Below are 18,945 nucleotides of genomic sequence, written 5' to 3'. Positions count from 1 at the left end.
ATGTAAACGGTCACAGACAACCCGGCGCGCGGCAGGCGATTCTGACGACGTGGCAGAGACAACCATGGGGGTGGACGTGGACGACCAGGCAGTCGACGCGGTGTACGAGCTGGTCGTGGGCGTGGACGTCCGGCGGTCCGGGTCCTACGACGACCAGGGCAAGACCCGGATGCGCCGGCAGCTCTACGCCGTCCTCGACCGGGCGTTCGCCCGGGCCGGGGTGCCGGCCCGGCTCGTCCACCGCGAGGACCGCGGCGACGGCATCCTGGCGGCCATCGCCTCGACCGTCCCGCCGGCCCGGATCATCGGCGTCTGGGTGGCCGAGGTGCACGAGCAGCTGCGCCAGGACAACCGCGACCTGCGGATGCCGCTCGGGCTCCGGATCGGCCTGCACGTCGGCCCCGTCACCCACGACGCCCAGGGGATCAGCGGCCACGCCGTCGACCTCGCCTGCCGGCTCACCGACTCGGACGCCGCGCGCCGGCTGCTCGAACGCGACCGGGCCGACCTGGTGGTGGTCGTCTCCGACTCCCTGTACCGGGAGGTCGTCTGCCACGGCGGCCGCTTCGTCGACCCCGAGCACTACGCTCCGGCGCGACTGCGGCTCAAGGACGGCGGGGTGCACGCCTGGCTCCGGCTACCGGGCAGGCCGCGGCCCGTCCCGGTACCCGAGGGCGGCGGCACGTCCGCCGAGGGGCCGCCCGCCGACGAGCCGACCACAGGGGAGCCGGCTCGCGGCGGGACGGCCGACGGCGGGACGACGGGCGCACCGGACCACGCGGCCGGGAGCGCCCCGCACCGGACCGAGCCCCGCCGCGGGCCCGCCGCGGACCCGGTCGCCACCGGTCTGCCCCACGGCACCACCGTCGCCGGCGACCTCTCGGTGCACCACGACAACACGTACCAGGCGCCGGTCCACATCGGCCGCACCACCGAGGGAGACCGCCGTGGCTGAGCCCGCCGGCACCACCGAGGCACCCGCCGAGCGCAGGGCGGAGGAGCCGCGCGAGCGCGCCGCCCGGCGGCCGGAGGCCCGCCCGGAGCCCCGGGCCGGCGGGCCCGAGAACCGCGGGCACCACGACCGCGGCCGCGAGCCGGGCGACCGGGACCGCCGCGGTGAGCACCGCCCCGGGCGCGACCGCGCCGACCGGGAGCGCCCCGGGCCGGACCGCCCCGAGCGGGACCGCGGGCCGCAGCCGCCGGCCGGCGACGAGCCGGTGCGCACCGGGGACGATCCACCGCGCGCCGAGGCGGACCGGGAGGAGCCGGGGCGCGCCGAACAGGACGGCGAGGAGCAGGAGCGCTCCGAGCGCGAGCGCGCCGCCGGCCGCTTCCGCGAGCGCAGCCGCGACCGCCTCCTGGACGAGCAGGAGGACGAGGGCGGCGCCGCCACCGGGATGGCCGCCACCTCCCGCGCCCACCGCTCGGCCCGGTCCTCCTACCAGGTCGGCGGCGACCACAACCTCTTCGACCGCTCGGTGTTCCACCGCGCCCACATCGGCGACGTCCACCTCAGCCTGGACGGCCGGCAGGCGGTCGGCGCGGTCAGCGGCCCGGTGCCGGAGGCGGAACTGCGCCGGGTCCGCCGGATCTACCGCGAGCCGGAGGGGTACGTGGGCCTCCAGCGGGCGCTGCGCCGCCAACGCGTGCTGGTGCTCGCCGCCGCCCCGGGCACCGGCCGGACGTGCACCGCGCTGGCGCTGCTCGACGAACTGACCCAGGCGGGCCCCGCCCAGCCCGCGGCCGGGGCGGAGCCCGGCGGGGCGGTCGGCGAGAAGCCGCCCGCCCGGGTCTCCCGGATCGCGCCGGACACCCGGGTGCCCCGGCTGACCACCGTGGTCGCCGAGGGCGAGCACCGCGACCGCGGCTACCTGCTCGAACTCCCGTCCGGCGGGGGCCGCACGGTACTGCCGCCCGACGAGTTCGAACTCGACGCGCTCGCCGCCGCCCTCGTCGCCCGGGACTCCTTCGCGGTCCTGGTGGTCGCCGCCGGCCCCACCGCCGCCCCGCTGCTCGCCGGGCGGTACGGCCTGATCTGCCCGCCGGCGCCCACCGAGGAACTGCTCCGGGCCCGGCTGGCCGAGCGCCTCGCGGCGGAGCCCGCCGGGGCGGACGGCGAGCACCCGGACGCGGAGTCCGACGCCGGGTCCGCAGCAGGGTCCACCGGGGAGCCGTTCCGGACCGATCCCGACGCGTTCGGGCGTGCCGAGGAACTGGTCGACGACCCGGAGGTGCGCGCCGCCGTCGGCCTGGAGGACCTCCGCCCCGCCGAGGCCGAGCTGCTCGCCGACCTGGTCTCCGCGCACGTGCTCGGCCGGCTCACCCGCCAGGACCTGCTGGACGGCTGCGCCAGCCTCGCCCCGCAGCAGGCCCAGCAGTGGTTCGCGGGCGCCGACCGCGAGATCGCCGACACCGCCGGGGACAACGGCCGCTCGGCCGCCACCGTGCTGCACCCCACCGCGTCCCGGATCGCCCTCGCCGTCCTGAACGGCTCGGCGCACAGCACCGTCGCGGAGGCCGCGCACCTGCTCACCTGGGAGTTCGCGGTCGCCCGCGATCCCGCCAACGCGCCCGCCCGGCCGCTGTTCTGCGACGACCCGGCCTCCGACCTCGCCTTCCTGCGGGCCGAGTTGACCGACGGCGAGGTGGAGACGGCCGGTGTCGGCGCACCCGCCCGGATCGTCCGCTACCGGGGTGCCGCCCTGCCCGCCGCCGTCCTCGCCGAGGTCTGGGACCGCCACCACCCGGCCCGCGAACCGGTGATCCGCTGGATGCGGCTGCTCGCCGACGACCCGCGCCCCGAGGTCTGGGTCCGGGCCGCGCTGGCCTCGGGCGAGCTGTGCTCCCGGGACTTCGCCACCGGCTACGAGAAGCTGGTCCGCCCGATGGCCACCGCCCCCGCCACCCAGCGCCGCGCCTTCGCGGCCACCGTGCTCGACCAGACCGCCCGGCACGAGAGCCACCGGCCCGCCGTCCGGGCCCTGGTCCGGGACTGGACGAGGTCCGACTCGGTGCGGCTGCGCTGGACCGCCGCGATGGCCCTCGGCTTCGGCCACATCGCCCCGGTGGAGGAGGCGCTGGACCGGCTGGCCCGGATCGGCACCGACGAGCACGACGACCAGGCGCCGCTCGTCTCGCACAGCGCCGTCCGGCTGCTGTCCGGCCCCGACGACCGGGCGGTCCTGCGCCGGATCGCCGACTGGACGGCCGACCGCCGCGTGCCGCACCAGGACCTGGGGCTGCTCACCATCGTCCGGCTGGCGGTGACCACGGTCGGCGAGGTCTGGGACGGCGAGGCCTCGCCGGACCTCGCGGACCACCTGGACTGGCCGCTGCCGCTGGCCCTGGCCGTGACCCGGCCGGACCGGGTCCCGGCCCTGGCCGACCTGATGTGGACGGCGCTGCGCACCCCGCGCTCCCACGAGGCCGCCACGGACTGCCTGGAGTACTGGTTGCGCGGGGCCGTCCCCGAGGAGGACGGCGGCCTGGAGGGGGGGCCGGACACCGGGCGGGGCCTGGTCGCGCTGCTGCCGTCACTGCTCGGCGGGGACCGCGAACGGCAGCTCCTGGACTGGCTGTTGCGCCGGATGATGAAGGATCCCGACGCCCCGCTGGACAAGGCGGCGGCCCGCCGCCTCTGGCACCTCGCCACCGAGGGCCGCCCCGCCCCCGAGGCCCGGCCCGCCCCCGTCGGCCGGCCGGACCGGAGCCGCACCGCCCCCGACCCGAACCGCACGGACCGGCGGCACACGGACGAACAGCGCACGGACCGGCAGCGCAGGGACACCGAGGAGGACGAACGATGACGGACGACCCGAAGGCGGGCCGGAAGTCCCCCGGCCGGGGCGGCGCCTCCTCGGTGCACCCGGCAGGCCCGCTGCTCAAGGAGTACCCGCGCCCGGAGGGCGGCCTCCCGCAGCCCGGTGCCGGCGTCGCCCAGGTGCTCTTCTACCGCAACGGCGGCCACAGCATCATCACCGCGCGGGGCAGCGAGCACGTCGGCCGCCCCTTCATGGCGCGGCCGGTGACGGTCTGCGAGGTGGCGCGGGGCACCCATATGACCCGGGTGTCGCTGCAGGTCCCGGCCGCGGGCGGCACCACCTTCTTCGAGGTCGAGGCCGACATCCAGTGGACGGTCACCGACTACCTCAAGGTGGTGGACGAGCAGGTCACCAACGTCGCCGTCCGGATGCGGGCCCCGCTCACCGAGCGGCTGCGCGGGGTCTGCGCGGGCTACCCGATCACCGCCGCGACCGAGGCCGACCGCGCCGTCAAGTCCGCCTGCCGCAACGGCCAGTGGGACGACCTGGGCTACGACCTCGGCCTGCGGGCCGAGTTGTACATCCGCTTCACGGTGGACCGCAAGGCGATCGCGCAGGCCGAGCAGGTCCGGGACGACGACCACCGGGGGACGATGGCCGAGCGGGAGCACGCGCACGACCTGGCCGGCGAACACCACAGCGGTGAGCTGCTCCAGCTGCGGATGCAGAAGTTCCGGGTGATGCTCGAAGGCGGCGAGTGGAGCCAGATCTGCTTCATGCTCGCCGACAACCCGGCGGAGGCCCGGGCCTTCATGGAGCTGCTGCGCCAGGAGGCCCGCCAGGACCGGCGCGAACTCCTCGACCACACCCTGGACCTGGTCGAGAAGGGGGTGATCCAGTCCGCCGAGCTGGAGAGCCAGGTCCGGGAGCTGCTGGGCACCGGGGCGTACCGGGTGGAGGGCAGCTTCGGCCGACCGCCGGTGCGGCCCGCACCGCCGCGCCGCGAGCTGCCGCCCGGCCGGCGGCACGACGACGGCCCGGACGACCGCTGGGACGAGCACCGGGACGACCGGTCGGACCGCCGGCACGATCGCGACGGCAGCCGCGACGACGACCGGAAGGACGACCGGAACAGCGACTGGACCGACGGTTGGAACGACAGCCGGTGGGACGAGCGCCGCAGCAGCTGGGACGACCGGTCGGACCGCCACGACGACAACCGCCGCGACGACCACCGGAGCGACACCAACCGGAGCGAGCGCCGCCGGAACGACCGCCGGGACGATCGGAGCACCACGGCGGGCGGCCCCGGCGACGCCCGGAACGAAGGGGCCGCGCACCGGAACGACCGCCGTACGGAGCGGCGCGAGAACCGGTGGTCCGAGCCGGACGACCGCCGAACCGACCGGACGGACCGTCCGGGCGGCCAACGCCCCTACACGCCCTCCTGGTTGGAGGCCGACCCGGCTCCGCCGCAGCGGCCCGCCGCCGACACCCGGCTTCGACGCCGGCCCAGCGAGGCCTTCGACGACTGGGAACCCGCCCCGGCCCGCGACGCCCCCGGGCCCCGGACCGACCGGACCGGCACCCCGCGCACCGACGACCACGGCCCGGACCGCGACCGGGGCCGGCGCCGCGATCACGACCCCGACCACGCCCCCGACGACGCCCGCGACGACGACCGGCCCTGGTCGCCGAACGGCGGGTGGTGAGCCGTGCCCGACCCCCGCACCACCACCGTGCCCCCGATACCGCCCCCCGCCGCCACCTCCACCACGTCCCCGTCCCCGACCACATCCCCGTCCCCGCAGGCACCGGCCCCCGACGAGGCCCGCTTCGTCGCGGACCGCCTGCTGGCCGCCGTCCGCGAGGACATCGGCCGGGCCGACACCAAGGCCTCGATCCTGCTCACCGCCGCCCTCGGCCTGCCGGCCCTGCTGCTCGGCCGCAGCTGGCCGGACGGCCGGCCCACCGGCCTCGCCGCCGTCCTGCTCGCCCTCGGCGGCGCGCTCTGGGCGGCCGGAGCCGTGGCGCTGGTGCGGGCGATCCTGCCCCGCACCGGCACCCAGCGCGATCACGAGGGCGTCACCTACTTCGGTGACCTGCTGCCGGCCGAGGGCCGGACGGCGCTGGCCGACCGGGTCGCGGCGGCGGGCCGCGACCCGGTCGGCTGGCTGCTCGTCCAGGCCGTCGACGTCAGCACCATCCTCGCCGCCAAGTACCGCTGGATCCGCTGGGGCGTCGGCTGCCTCGCGCCCGGCGCCGCCCTCACCACCGCCGGGCTGCTGCTCGCCTGACCGCACCCTCCTGCCCCCACCCGCCGACTCCCCGGCCGGCCACACCGGTCGGCCGGGAGCACGCACCCTGATCCAGAGGAGATGACGGTGCACCACCTGTCCCTCGGGCCCTCCCGCAGGCGCGCCACGGCCGCCGCGGCCCGGCCCCGGCGGCCGCGCCACCGCCTCGGTCGCGCCGCGGCCGTCGTCGCGGCGGCGGCCCTGCTGACCACGGGCCTGCCCGCCGGTCCGGCCGCCGCCGATGATCCCGCGGCCGCGCCCGGCACACCGTCGGCGTCCATCGGCCCGGTCAACTACGCCGTCGCCGTCGACGAGTCCGGCAGCCTCAAGCCCGCCGACCTCGAACGCGAGCGCGCCGCCGCCGTCCGGATCGCCCTCGGCGAGGTGCACCCCGCCTCGACGGTGGGCGTGTTCGGCTTCGCCAGCGCGGACAACGCGGGCCAGCACCCGGTGGACGAGGTCTGCCCGCCGACCGTCCTCGACGCCGCCGGCCGCGACCGGATCGGCACCTGCATCGCCAAGCTGCGCAGCCGCGCCCCCGACGAGGGCCAGGGCACCGACTTCCCGAACGCCGTTCTCCAGGGCGTCGGCCGGCTCGGTGACGGCACCGACCCGGCCGTCCCCCGGGTCCTGTTCGTCCTCACCGACGGCAAGCTGGACGTCAGCGACAGCCCCGCCTACGGGGACCCGGCGCACCGGGCGGCCGCCGGCGAGGAGGCGCTGACCAGGGCACTGGCCGCCGCCAAGGCCGCCAACATCCAGATCTGGCCGCTCGGCTTCGGCGCGGAGATCGACCGGGCCGCCCTGGACCGGATGGCGGCCGGCGGCTTCCAGGAGGGCTGCGTCAGCCTGCCCGGTGCCAGGCCCCGAGCTTCGGTGGTGCAGGACTCGGGCGCCGTCGGCACCGCGCTGGAGGCCGCCTTCGCCGCCGCCCACTGCCTGCGCGCCGAGCCCGGCAAGACCGGCCACCCGCCGGCCGACCTGCCGGTGCGGATCTCCCCGCTCGCCACCGTCGGCAGCATCGTGGTCGACAAGGGCGACCCGCAGGTCACCGCGACGTACTTCGACCCCTCCGGGAAGCAGATCACCGGGCCCGGGTCCGACCCCGACTCGACGTTCGAGTTCTCCGGCCGCGACCAGAGCGTCGAGTCGCTGCGCATCACCGACCCGGTGCCGGGCGACTGGCGGGTCCACCTGGACGCCCCCGAGGGGCACCGGGACCAGCTGGCCAGCGTCAGCGTGCTCTGGCGCGGCGCCCTGAACAGCTCGATCACGCTGACCCCGCCGTCGCCGCGGGCCGGCGAGAAGGCCGTGGTGACGCTCAAGCTGCAGACCCGCAAGGGCCTGGCGATCACCGACCAGCAGGACCTCAAGGACCTCGGCGTCACCGCCGTCCTGGCGGGCGAGGGCTTCCCGTCCGTCCCGGTCCCGCTGGCCGACGACGGCGCCGCCCCGGACGCGAAGGGCGGCGATGCCACGTTCACCGGCACCGTCACCGTCCCCGCCGGCGCCACCGGCCGGATCACCGCCTCCGGCACCCTGACCGCCTCCGGCCTGGCCGCCGACGAGAACCGCCCGGCCGCCTCGGTGGTCTCCCCGGCGGTGCCGCTGGTCACCGCGTCGTTCTCGCTGGACGGGGGCGCCAGCGCCCACCCCGGGGCCGGCGTCGGGGGCACCCTGACCCTGCGCAACGACGACGCGGTGCCGCACACCCTGCGCCCGGCCGTCACCGACCTCGCCGCCGGCCTGCTGACGGTGTCCCCGGGCTCGGTCACGCTGGCGCCCAAGGAGTCGCGCACGGTCGACGTCACCCTGACCGTGGGCAGCGCCAAGGCGTTCGGCCGGCTGCTCGGCGACGACGGCGTGACGGTGGGCGGCAAGGTCACCGTCGTCGACACCTCCGACCGGGACCGGGTGCTGGTCGACAGCCCGCTCTCCCTCACCGTCACCCCGCCGCCGACCTTCCTGGAGCAGTGGTGGTGGGCCCTGGCGCTCGCCGGCGCCGTCGTGGTGCTGGCCGTGCTGGGCCTGCTGGTCCGTCGCCGGATCACCCGCGACCGCAGCACCCCGGCCGGGCTGGAGCTGCTCCTGCTCGACGACGGCGGGCGCGAGATCGGGAAGCACACCGCGTCCGCCGGCTCCCGCGGCTGGTACGAGTTCGAGGTGAGCGGTGTCGGCGGGCCGCACCCGCGCATCGTCCGCCGGCCCGGCGGCACGTACCGGGTGCAGCGCAGCCAGGACGGCGGCGCGGTGCTGGAGATCCGCCGCCGGTCGCCCTCCCGGCTGACCGCGGACACCCCCGTTCCGCTCGCCGACGGCCTGAGCCTCGGCCTCGGCGCGGGCCGCCGCTCCGGGCCGACCCCGCCACCACCGCGGTCCGACGAACGGCCGTTCGCGACGGGACCGTCCACGCCGTCCTCCGACTACCTCTGACCCGGGCGCCCGCCCCAGCCACGCCGACCCCGACCCACGCCCACCCCGACCCACGCCCACCCCACGCACGTCCACCTCGCCCCACCCCACACCCGAACCGGCCGCACCGCGCGGCCGGATGGAGGCGGAACACATGAAGATCTTCCAGCCGATGCTCTTCGTCGGCCTGGGCGGCACCGGCGGCCTCGTCGGCGCCGAGCTGGACCGGCGGCTGCGCGCCGAACTCTGCGGGCCGGACGGCACGGCGCTGACCGGCCTCGGCGCCATGGCCCCCTACCAGCTGCCGGACTGCCTGCAGTTCGTCTACGCCGACTTCAGCGAGACCGACCTGTCGAGGCTGCCGCACGCCTCCGCCGCCCCGGCGCTGCGTCCCGTCTTCAGCCGCACCTCGCGCTCCACCCACGACCTGCTGCCGAACTTCGACAGTTCGCCCGACGTCACCAAGATGCTGCGGGCCAGCCTGCCCGACGAGACGGCCGCCTGGCTGCCGCCCCGCAACAACGAGCCGCGGGTCGTACCGCTGAAGAACGGCGCCGGCCAGCTGCCCACCGTCGGCCGCGCCGGGCTGTTCGGCACCCTCCGCGGCGGGCTGGACCCGGTCCTGGAACCGCTGATGCAGGCCATCGACGCGCTCGCCCGCTCCGGCGGGGTGCTCAGCCAGCTCGGCGGCGGCCCGGTCTCCGGCTGCGACGTCTTCGTTGCGTTCTCCGTCGCGGGCGGCACCGGCGCCGGGATCTTCCTGGACTACCTGTACCTGATCAACCACGCCTTCCGGGAGAAGGGCTTCGACGGCGTCAAGATCTACCCGCTGGTGGTGATGCCCTCCGCGTTCCCGGCGGCGAGCGGCGGCGGCCGGGAGGCGGAACTCAACTCGGCCCGCGCCCTGGTCGACCTCTTCCGCCTGGTCGACGAGCAGAACGCCCCGGTCGAGGGAGCCGAACTCGGCGACCTGGACGAGGACCTGACGCTGCGCGTGCGCTACCCGCACACCGCCCCGATCCGGCTGCGCACCGGCATCCTGCCGACGGCCTTCCTGTTCAACCGCACCGCCGGCATCCGGCCGGACGACCTGCGCCGCTCGATGGTGTCGCTGGTGATGTCGCTGATCGGCACCGAGCTCGGCGACGGCCGCACCGCCCGCACCCGGGCCGACGACGACTACCAGACCTTCGCCGCGAGCTTCATCAACCGCGGCACGCAGCGCGCCGCCACCGCGCCGTCCGGCATCGGCCGCCGCGGCGTCTCCACCAGCCTGGTCGCCTCGATGACCGCCCCGGTGGACGAACTGGCCTCGCTCGTCTCCGGCCGCATCCTGCGCGCCTCCGTCCAGCAGCTCGACGACCGCACGCACCGCCCGGGCCACTCCGCCGAGGAGCTGGTGAAGCAGATGTTCACCGACTCCGGCCTGGAGGAGCTCCTGCTGCGGCCCGCCCTGGAGATCCAGCCGCCGTCTCCCGAGCCGCGCGGCAGCTCGGCCATCGAGGCCGGGCTGGCCGCCCGGCTCGGCGACATGCAGTCCGAACTCGCCAACCTGGCCCGGCAGGTGGCGGTCCGCACCGCCGAGATGGCCAAGGACTTCGCGCCCCGCAGGGCGGTGGACCGGCTGCTGGCGAAGGTCGACCCGTTCACCGTGCAGCGGATCGTGCGGGGCGTGCCGCAGGACGGCAACGACCTCGCCCGCCTCGGCTTCCTCGGCCTGCTCGACCAGCGCACCCACACGCCCCCGCTGCCGCCGGGCACCCGGGAGCAGCCGCCGTCCGCCCCGAGGATCCGGCGCCGCATGGGCGGGCTCGCCCAGCCGCGCTGGGGCGACGACGAGGTCCAGGCCGTGCTGCGGGCCCAGGACGCCTGGTACCGCTGGCGCAGCCGGCAGCTGTGGCACGAGGGCTGGAAGAGCCAGCAGCAGCGCTGGGAGCCGACCGCCCGCGCGCTGGAGGCCGAGGTCGGCCGGCTCGCCACGGCCTTCCGCAACCACGCCCGGGACGAGCCGAGGGCGTTCGCCGAGCAGTCCCAGACGCTCTACGAGGACCGCACCGGCGTCTCCTACCTGCTGCCGCCGCAGCGCGACCTCAAGCACTTCTACGACGACCTGGTGACCCGCCTCACCGCGCGCGAGGGCCTGCCCGAGACCGAGGACGAGGCCGCGCTGCTGATGCGCCTGGTCGGCGGCGAGGAGTGGCGCTCCGCCAACGCGCTCAGCCGGCGCAACCCCGGCAACGCGGTCGGCGAGGTGAAGACCGCCGTGGAGGCGGGCGTCAAGCGGCTCTTCGCGGAGAGCGGGGAGCAGTTGGAGGAGCGCCCGCTGCTGCCCGCCATGGGGGTGCTGCTGGCCGCGGCGGCCGGGAGCACGGAGGACGCCGAGCAGGTCAGCAAGGAGGCGCTGGAGCAGTTCGGCCGCAAGCTGGCCGGGCTGCTGCCAGCCGGGTTCGTGCCCGAGGGCACCGGCCCGCTCAAGGCCCTGGTGACGTACCCGCGGGTGAAGTCCGCGGACGAGGTGGAGGACTTCCTGCGCAAGGCGCTGCGGCTGCCGAAGGACGCCCGGGCGGAGTTCCGGGGCGTCGAGACGCAGTCGATCACGGTCGTGCTGTTCCGCAGCGAGATGAGCCTCACCCAGGTGCCGGAGGCCCGCAAGATGCTGCGTCAGTGGGCCAAGGCGAAGGAGAACGAGCAGAGCGACGACGTCCTGCGCTGGCGCCAGCGGCTCGGCCACCGCGACGACTGGCTGGTCTCCACCGAGGCCGACCGCCGGCTCATCCTGCACCGGCTGCTCAGCCTGCTCTGGAACGGACAGGTGGACGTGCTGGAGGGGCCGGAGGACTCCCCGCACCTGATCCGGCTGCGGCTGTTCCGCGACCGCGGCGTGGACGTGCCGGGCGTGCGGCTGCGGCTCGGCGAGCAGCAGAACGGGGTCTCCAGCTGGGCCGAGCTGCTGCGCGCCTACGAGCGCTGGACGGTGCTGGACGACGAACGGACGGTCGAGGACTACTGCAGCCGGCTGATGGCGGCCCGCCCGGCGGGGCTGACCCGCTCCGCCAGCCGGCCGGACCCGCTGTTCGTCCGGCTGGTCGAGCAGATCGCCCCGCAGCAGCTGCGGATGCTCCGGTCCCGCCGGGAGATCGGCGGGGAGCGGGTCGACGGCTGGTTCCGCCCGCTCTGGCAGTTCTGGGCGGACACCCTGCCGGCCGCGCTGAAGCTGGAGTTCGGCGACCAGCGGGCCGTCCAGCCGAACCTGGAGACGCTGCTGGACGTCATCCAGCGCGGGGAGCTGTCCCCGCGCGCCGTCGAGGACACCGAGGAGGACGCGTACGGCACCCGCGTCCCGCCGGTGCGGGAGGAGGACGACTTCGGCACCGCCCGCCCGGCCGACCGGCCCGACGGCCGGGGCCGCGCGCGCGGCTGGGTGCCCACCCCGAAGCGCACCGGCGGCGGGCGGGACCCGTACGACGACGACGACCGCCACGGCACCGCCGGCGGGGAGCGGGACCCGTACGAGGATCGGGCCGACCGGGCCGGAGCCGCGTACGAGTCGCGCGCCGACCGGGCCGACCGGGCCGGAGCCGCGTACGACGACGACTGGACGAAGCCCTCCCCCCGGCCGGCGGACCGGCGGGAGGAGCCCGCCCCGGACACCGGGTTCATGGGACGCCCCGACCGGGACACCGGGTGGGACACCGACCACGGCGCCGACCGTGGCAGCGACCGGGACACCGGGTGGGACACCGACCACAGCGCCGACCGCAGCACCGACCGGTCCGCCGCCCGGGGCGAACCCCCGCGGGAGTTCCCCGACGAGCCGCGCTCCACCTCCTGGTGGGACGAGCCGGGCGAGCCGGGCAGCACGGAGCGCCGGGGCGGTGAGCCCGCTTGAGCACTCCCCTGTCGCAGTCCGCGCCGGTCGTCCACCTCGATCTGCGCACCGCCGAACTCGCCGGCGAGGACCCTGCCGTGCTGCGGGCGGCCGTCTCGGCCCGGCTCGCGACGCAGGGCCTGGTCCAACCGCACGACCAGCGCTTCCTGGTGGTCGACACCCCCGCCGGGCTGGACGAGCACCGCACCCGGTTCGAGCAGATCATGGGCTACCGCACGCCCGGCCGGGTGCGGGTGCTCTGCCTCCTGGTCGGCGGGCTCCCGGCCCGCTCCGACGAGGACCTCCCGGCGGAGCGCCGGCTGGTGCGCCCCGCCACCCTGCGCGCCCCCGAGGCGGGCCTGCTCTGGGCCGGCGACCTCCAGGCCGGTCACGGCGCCGCCGACCAGGCCGGGCCCGCCGACCCGCAGGCCCTGTCCGTCCTGGTCGATGTCCTCGCGATGCCCGAACTGTTCGACGAGACACTGGAGTTGCTCGGCTCGCTGCCCGACGGCGTGGCAGCCCCGGCCCTGCGCGTCCTGGAGCACGGCCTCTCCCCCGAGGTCCGCGGCCAGGCCTGGAGCGAGGCGCTGCTCCGCTTCGCCGGCTCGCACACCGCCGGTCCGACCGTCCTGACCGGCGCCACCCTGCCCACCACCCTCGCCGGTCTGGTCGCCGGTTCCAGCACCGGCACCCCGGGACGGCCGGTCGACGGCGGCGAGACCTCCCGGGTGCGCCACGAGGTCGTCGACGCGCTGTCGGACGCCGAGGCCGAACTGGTCACCCTCGGCAGTCCGGCCGGACTCGTCAACGGGGCCGGCCGCCGTGAGCTGGAGTCCGCGCTCGACCGGGCCCGGTCGGCGCTCGACCGCTACGGCAGTCTGATCGGCAAGGTGCTGCGCAGCGACGGCGGCACCGTCGGCGCACAGTCCGCGGCCGAGTCCGCGACCAGGCTCGCCCGGCTGGGCGTCGCCGTGGATCCCGCCACCACCACCGGCGAGCAGATCGGCGAGAGCCTGCGCAGCCTCGCCCTCGGGCTGCTGCGCGACGGCCTGTCGCTGCGCTCGGTGGAGCAGCAGTTGTCGCTGCTCGCCGAGCAGGTGCAGCCGCTCTCCAACGCCCCGCGGATCGCCGAACTGGACCGGCTGCGGGAGGCCGCGCCACCCGACCGTCCGCTGCCGCCCGACCCGCCCGGCTCCGGCGTGCTGGCCCTGACCGGGCTGGCCGGCGCGCTCGGCGGGTTCTGGACCTGGCCGGCGCTGCCGGCCGCGCTCACCGTCCCGGTGCTGCTCGTGCTCGGCATGCTGCGGGCCGTCACCCGGCTGCCCGGCGGCCCGGGCCGGGCCTCCGACGCCGGCCGGTTCGGCGTGGCCGCCCTCCTCGGCGCCGCGGTGGCGGCCGCGACCGCCGGCGCGGCCGGACTGCCGGTCTGGACGGGCGCGCTCGGCCTGCCGGCCGGGCTCGGGCTCGGGGGCTGGCTGCTGCTGCGCACCTGGCACGACCACGCCCAGCGCTGGGGCCTGGAACGCGGTGTGACACCGCTGCAGGACGGCCTGAACGGCCTGGACGAGCTCCTCGCCCGCGCCCTGCGCGAGTTCTGGGCCGTCGAGGAGCGCCGGTACTGCGCCGACGCGGCGCTGTCGGTGGTCGGGGTGCTCCGCGCCTCGGTCACCGCCGCCGAGGAGGAGGCCACCCGCGACCTCGGGGCCGACCCGCCCGAGGCCATGGCGGAGAGCGACGACGACTGGCTCGGCCGCACCGCCGACGACGAACCCGGGAACGACGCGTCCACCCCGTACGGGCGGGACGACCACCACCAGGGCGACGAGCCGGCCGAACCGGACGAACCCGACGAGTACGACTGGACCAGCGTCCCCTCCGGAGGCGGCAGCGAGCGGCGGGAGGAGGCCCGGACGGCCGACCCCGTCCGCCCGGCGGGGCCCCTGCCCGGCACAGCCGCCGCGGGCCCGCGCTGGCTGGAGCGCGGGGAGGCCAAGGGCGGTCCCGACCTGGTGCCGACCCTGGCCGGCGACCTCACGGACGCCACGCTGACCGCCCTGGAGCCCTACTGGGGCGCGGTCGAGCGCGGCCACGCCGGCGACGCCGCCCAGGAGCGGATCGCCGAGCGGGTGCGCGAGCTGCTCGCGGTGGCCCGTGACCACCTGCGGCGCAACGACGTCCTGCCCGCCCCGCCGTTCGCCGCGCCGCACCGGGCCCGCAGCGGCCCCGCCGGGCTGCTCGGCATCGACATCCGCCGGGCCGCCGACGCGGCCGGTCCCGACCAGGACGGCCAGGGCCTGCTGCAGCTGAACTCGGCCGAGCAGTTGGACCTGCTCAGCCGCAACCCCGACGCCGTCGCCCTGATCCGGTTCGCCCCGGAGGCCGCCCAGGACGGCTCCGGCGGGCACCGGACCCCGCCCGGCCGACCCGAGGTCCGGGACGTCCGGACGGCGGCCGGCCGCTACGCCGGGCAGCTGCGGCTCACCGCGCTGCGGGCCGGCGTCGTCGAGACCGTCCGGCAGCGGCACGTCTCGCTGCCCGAGGAGGAGGAGCAGTGGTGAGCACCACCGGGCCCGTCCGGCCGCGGAGCCCCGGCGACCCCGGCCGCCCCGAGGGCGTCGACCTGCCCTACCTGACGCCCGCCGGGCGACGCCTGCTCGCCACCGCGAGGTTCGGCCCCGACCCGACCGGGCCGGTGGTCCGCGACGCCCCCCTGATGCGGAACACCCTGCTCGACGGCGCGGTCAAGTGCGTGCAGGTCCGGGCGGCGGCGCCCCCCGGCACGGGGGTCACGGACGCCGCCCGCGACGCGCTCGACACCGAGGCGGCGACCGCCCTGCGGCTGCACCGCACGTTCGGGGACACCGAGTTCGCCCGGCTCTTCCCCGTGGTGATCGGCTACGACCTGGACGTCGCCGAGCCGTTCGTGCTCTACCGGCCGCCGCGCGGCACCCCGGCCGAGCGGCTGCACGGCCTCGCCGTCACCCAGCTGCGCACCGTCGAACGGGACCTCGTCGACGCCACCGCCCTGCTCGCCGAACTCGGCCTCGTCCACCACGGCATCACCCCCGCCGCCGTCCGCTGGGACGGCCGGGCCGTCCAGCTGTGGGGCCTGGACGCGGTGGCCCACACAGGGCGGCCGCGCACCCCGCGCGGCCCCGCGCCGTACGCCTCGCCGGAGGTGCGCGGCGGCACCGGGCACACCGACCCGCGGGACGCCCTCTGGAGCACCGCCCAGGTGATGTACCGCCTGGTCACCGGGCGGCCCGGCGACCCGGACCGGGAGCCCGCCGACCTCGCGGACCACCGCTCGCTCGCCCACACCATGCGGTCCTCCTTCGCCCCCCGCGCCGCCGACCGGCCCGCCCCGGCCGCGCTCCTCGGCCTGCTCGCGCCCGACCGGCGCCCGGGCGCGGGCCGCACCGCCGGCGGCGACGGCCTCGGCCGGCACCGCGCCGAATTCGACCGGGCCGTCGCCCTCAAGCACCCCGGCGACACCGGGCTGCCCGGGTACGCCGCGCTCCCCGGGTACGGCGCCCCGGCGGCCGCCGACCAGGACGCGACGGCCGACCCGTACGGCGCGCCGTACGGGTACCCGGCCGCCGACCCCGGCGGCGTGCTCTGCCCCTACTGCCTGGAACCCATCCGGTTCGACCCGAACGCCCTCTACGTGCCCGACGCCGTCCAGGACCTCCAGCCCTACCGGTTCGCCGACCAGCAGAACCCGCGGGTGCTCGCCGACGAGCTGCGCGGCGCCTTCCAGCTCTGCGAGGGCGGTCCGGCGACGCCGCCGCACCACATCCCCGTCCCCTACCTGACCAACGGGCGTCCGCTGACCGTCGCCATGATCGGCCAGTCGAACACCGGGAAGAGCCACCTGCTGACCCAGATGATCGCCGAGATCGCCGACGACCGGCTGAAGCCCTACGGCGTCAGCTGGCAGTCCGTCAACCCGGAGCAGCACGCCAGCTTCCTCAACGACCGCGTGGTGCCGCTGCGCGACGGCAACGTGCTCGCCCACACCGCCGGGCTCGGCGCCGGCGACTCCGCCCGCTTCGTGGAGTCCCTGCTGATCACCGACGCCCGCGGCCGGGTCCGCCCGCTGGCCTTCTTCGACCTCGCCGGCGAGGACCTCCTGCGCACCGACGCGCTGCTGCGGTTCCTCCTCGGCATCGACGCCCTGGTCTTCGTCGTCGACCCCACCCTCGCCATGCCGCTGCCGCAGCTCGACGAGATCCGCACCGCGCTCGGCCTGCACGTCAACCGGGACGGGGACCCGGCGTTCGCCACCGCCCTGGACCGCATCCCCCGCAACGGCCCGTACCTCACCGTCCCCTCGGCGGTCGTGGTCGCCAAGGCCGACCTGCTGCGTTCCGAGCCCCCCGTGGACCGCTGGCTGACCGAGCCCGGCCACCTTCCGCTGAGCCGCCGACGGCTCTTTGAGGAGAGCCGCGACGTGTACGCGCTGCTGCACCGCCACGCCGGGAAGGCCTGGCTGCGCCCCTTCGACACCGCCCTGCACTGCACCCTGCACATCTCCTCCGCCACCGGCGGGCGGCAGGAGGACAGCCGCTACCCGCGCGGCGTCCGGGCGCAGCGGGTGCTGGAGCCGCTGATCTCGCTACTCGCCATGCACGGCATCATCGAGCTGGCCGACGGCCACGCCCCCGGGGAGGTGACCGGATGACCGCCCCGGGCGCCACTGCCCCGGACAGCACCGTCGACCAGATCGTGTTCCGCTGGCAGGGCAACCTGGGGCGGCGCGGCGCGGGCATGGCCGCCGCCGCGTGGTCCTGCCCGCCGGAACGCGCCGACGAGCTGGCCCGCGAGCTCGCCCCGCTGCTCAGGGTGGACGGCGCGCTGCGCCCCAGCCTGGTCCGGACGGTCACCAAGCGCGGCGAGGCGGCGGTCATCCGGCGGTGGCCGACCGCCGACCTGGGCGGGCGGCCCAACACCGCCTGCCACCTGCTGCTCGGCCAGCAGGAGGTGCTCGGCGCCCGGCTCTCCCTGGCGCTGCGCGACTGGTCGTTCGGCACCAAGCGGTTCGCCGAGGAGGCCACCGACCGCTGCCCGCCCGTCTCCCGGGCCCTGCTGCGGGACAGCGCCGAACAGACCTGGGCCGACACCCCGGCCCGGATCGCCGGGGTGACCGACGCGCTCACCGTCGCCACCGCGGCCCTGCTGCGCCGTCCTCGGCACCGCCTCTCCCTGCGCAGCGACGCCCTACCGGGCTGGCCCGAGCGGAACCCGTCCGCCGCGGTGATCAGCGGCCTGCACGAGATCTTCGGCCACACCTGGCTCCAGCAGCCGTGGACCTTCGCGACCTACGACGTGACGGACCGCCACGACCTGCTGGTCACCTGGGTCGCCGACTGGGCGACCGACTCCGGGCAGCAGCAGCCCCGCTCCCGGGTGGACCCGCGCCGCCCCGAGGCCGACCTCGCCCACGACCTGGCGGCCCGCCTGGTCGAACGCTGTCTGGAGACCACCGGCCGCCGGGCGGCCGGTCTGCCCGAACTGACCGGCGAGCTGCGGGACGCCGCGACCTGGCCGGCCGAGGAGCGCCTGCGGCGCCTCGCCCGCACCCTCGGCGTCCGGGCGGCCAGACCGGATCCCGCCCCGGAACCCGCCCCGGAACCCGACCCGGACCCCGACGACCAGCCCGTCTACGTCCCGCCCAAGCGCCCCGCCCCGCCGGCGGTGCCGCCCACCGAAGAACTGCGCCGGGCCCTGCTCCGGCCCGGCTCGACCAACGACCTGCTGCCCTACCTGCTACGGCTGACCGACGGCATCGGCGACCGGCCCCTGCTCGACATCCTGCGCGAGGAGGACCTCCCGGACCCGGCCACCCGCCGCCTGCTGCTCGTCCTCCACCGCCGCAGCCCCCAGCGGCACCCGGAGGACGAACACCGCCTCTGCGCGGAGGTCCTGGACCAGCGGCTCTACCTCTACCGCACCGACCGGGGCCGGCCCGACCCGTCCGCCGAGTCCACCACCGAACTCGCCCGCCGCGCCGCCTGGCTGTTCCAGTGGGCCGTCACCCCGCACGTCCGCGACCGGCGCCACGCACCGGCCCTCGACGCCCTGCTGAGCGCGCTCCTCTACGACGGCACCGCGGTCGAACACGAGCTGCTGCGCCACCTCGTCCCACCCCCCGGCGCCAAGGCCGCACCCCCCGACCTCCCACCCGAACTGTGGCAACGCCTCCTCCACGAACTCCCCCCCGACACCCTCACCCCACCCACCGACCCGCCACGCCCCTCCGCCCCACAGGACCCCCCACCACCCGACCGACGCCCCGCCCCGCCCCCGGTCCCGTCCCCACCCCGCCGGCCGCCTCCGCCCCCACCCGACCCCCAGGGCCGGAACATCCTCATCCTCTGCGGCACCGTGCTCGGCCTGGTAGTCATCCTCGCGGCCGCGATCTACCTCATCCTCTGACCCACCCACACCCGGCCGGAGCCCACCACCCCGATCCAGCCCCGGGACGCGGCGCTCCGGCCACCCCGGGGTCTCTTAGAAGCCGTTGTCTTTCCGAGAGTGACGGGCGTGTTTCCGCTGGTCAGGTATAGGAATGGTGTTTCGGCGGCAGGGACGGGGTGTCGATTCG

The 18,945-nt window shown here is 76.8% G+C and carries 9 protein-coding genes; all 9 read left to right on the top strand.

Annotation, left to right across the window (positions count from 1 at the left end; translation table 11 throughout):
- Window positions 1-49: 49 nt before the first annotated feature.
- The 9 genes from ACZ34W_RS36195 to ACZ34W_RS36155 all read left to right on the top strand — a co-directional run bounded on the left by ACZ34W_RS36195 (window position 50) and on the right by ACZ34W_RS36155 (window position 18,776).
- The gene (locus ACZ34W_RS36195) at window positions 50-955 is read left to right on the top strand and encodes a nucleotidyl cyclase domain-containing protein (protein WP_329490223.1); all 906 of its coding nucleotides are present in this window, start codon (window positions 50-52) and stop codon (window positions 953-955) included.
- The gene (locus ACZ34W_RS36190; RefSeq protein ID WP_465610385.1) at window positions 948-3,806 is read left to right on the top strand and encodes a hypothetical protein; all 2,859 of its coding nucleotides are present in this window, start codon (window positions 948-950) and stop codon (window positions 3,804-3,806) included. The genes ACZ34W_RS36195 and ACZ34W_RS36190 overlap by 8 nt, the downstream gene beginning before the upstream one ends.
- Window positions 3,803-5,473: a hypothetical protein gene (locus ACZ34W_RS36185; protein WP_465610383.1), complete on the top strand. Its 1,671-nt coding sequence runs from the start codon at window positions 3,803-3,805 to the stop codon at window positions 5,471-5,473. The genes ACZ34W_RS36190 and ACZ34W_RS36185 overlap by 4 nt, the downstream gene beginning before the upstream one ends.
- A gap of 3 nt (window positions 5,474-5,476) precedes the next feature.
- Window positions 5,477-6,058, top strand: a complete 582-nt coding sequence (locus ACZ34W_RS36180; RefSeq protein ID WP_329490220.1) for a Pycsar system effector family protein — start codon at window positions 5,477-5,479, stop codon at window positions 6,056-6,058.
- 87 nt (window positions 6,059-6,145) lie between these two features.
- On the top strand, window positions 6,146-8,491 hold the full coding sequence (locus tag ACZ34W_RS36175; RefSeq protein WP_465610381.1) for a VWA domain-containing protein: 2,346 nt from the start codon (window positions 6,146-6,148) through the stop codon (window positions 8,489-8,491).
- Window positions 8,492-8,624: 133 nt separating this feature from the next.
- On the top strand, window positions 8,625-12,359 hold the full coding sequence (locus ACZ34W_RS36170) for a tubulin-like doman-containing protein (RefSeq protein WP_465610379.1): 3,735 nt from the start codon (window positions 8,625-8,627) through the stop codon (window positions 12,357-12,359).
- Complete coding sequence (locus ACZ34W_RS36165) at window positions 12,356-14,896, top strand: hypothetical protein (RefSeq protein ID WP_465610377.1); 2,541 nt, start codon at window positions 12,356-12,358, stop codon at window positions 14,894-14,896. The genes ACZ34W_RS36170 and ACZ34W_RS36165 overlap by 4 nt, the downstream gene beginning before the upstream one ends.
- A complete protein-coding gene (locus ACZ34W_RS36160; RefSeq protein ID WP_465610375.1) occupies window positions 14,893-17,022 on the top strand; it encodes a hypothetical protein in 2,130 nt (709 codons plus the stop codon). Before ACZ34W_RS36165 ends, ACZ34W_RS36160 begins: the two co-directional genes overlap by 4 nt.
- A complete protein-coding gene (locus tag ACZ34W_RS36155) occupies window positions 17,019-18,776 on the top strand; it encodes a hypothetical protein (RefSeq protein WP_465610373.1) in 1,758 nt (585 codons plus the stop codon). The genes ACZ34W_RS36160 and ACZ34W_RS36155 overlap by 4 nt, the downstream gene beginning before the upstream one ends.
- Window positions 18,777-18,945 lie beyond the last annotated feature (169 nt).

The sequence above is a fragment of the Kitasatospora sp. NPDC022856 genome, from assembly GCF_055561235.1.
This window is presented reverse-complemented; position numbering and strand designations above follow the sequence as displayed.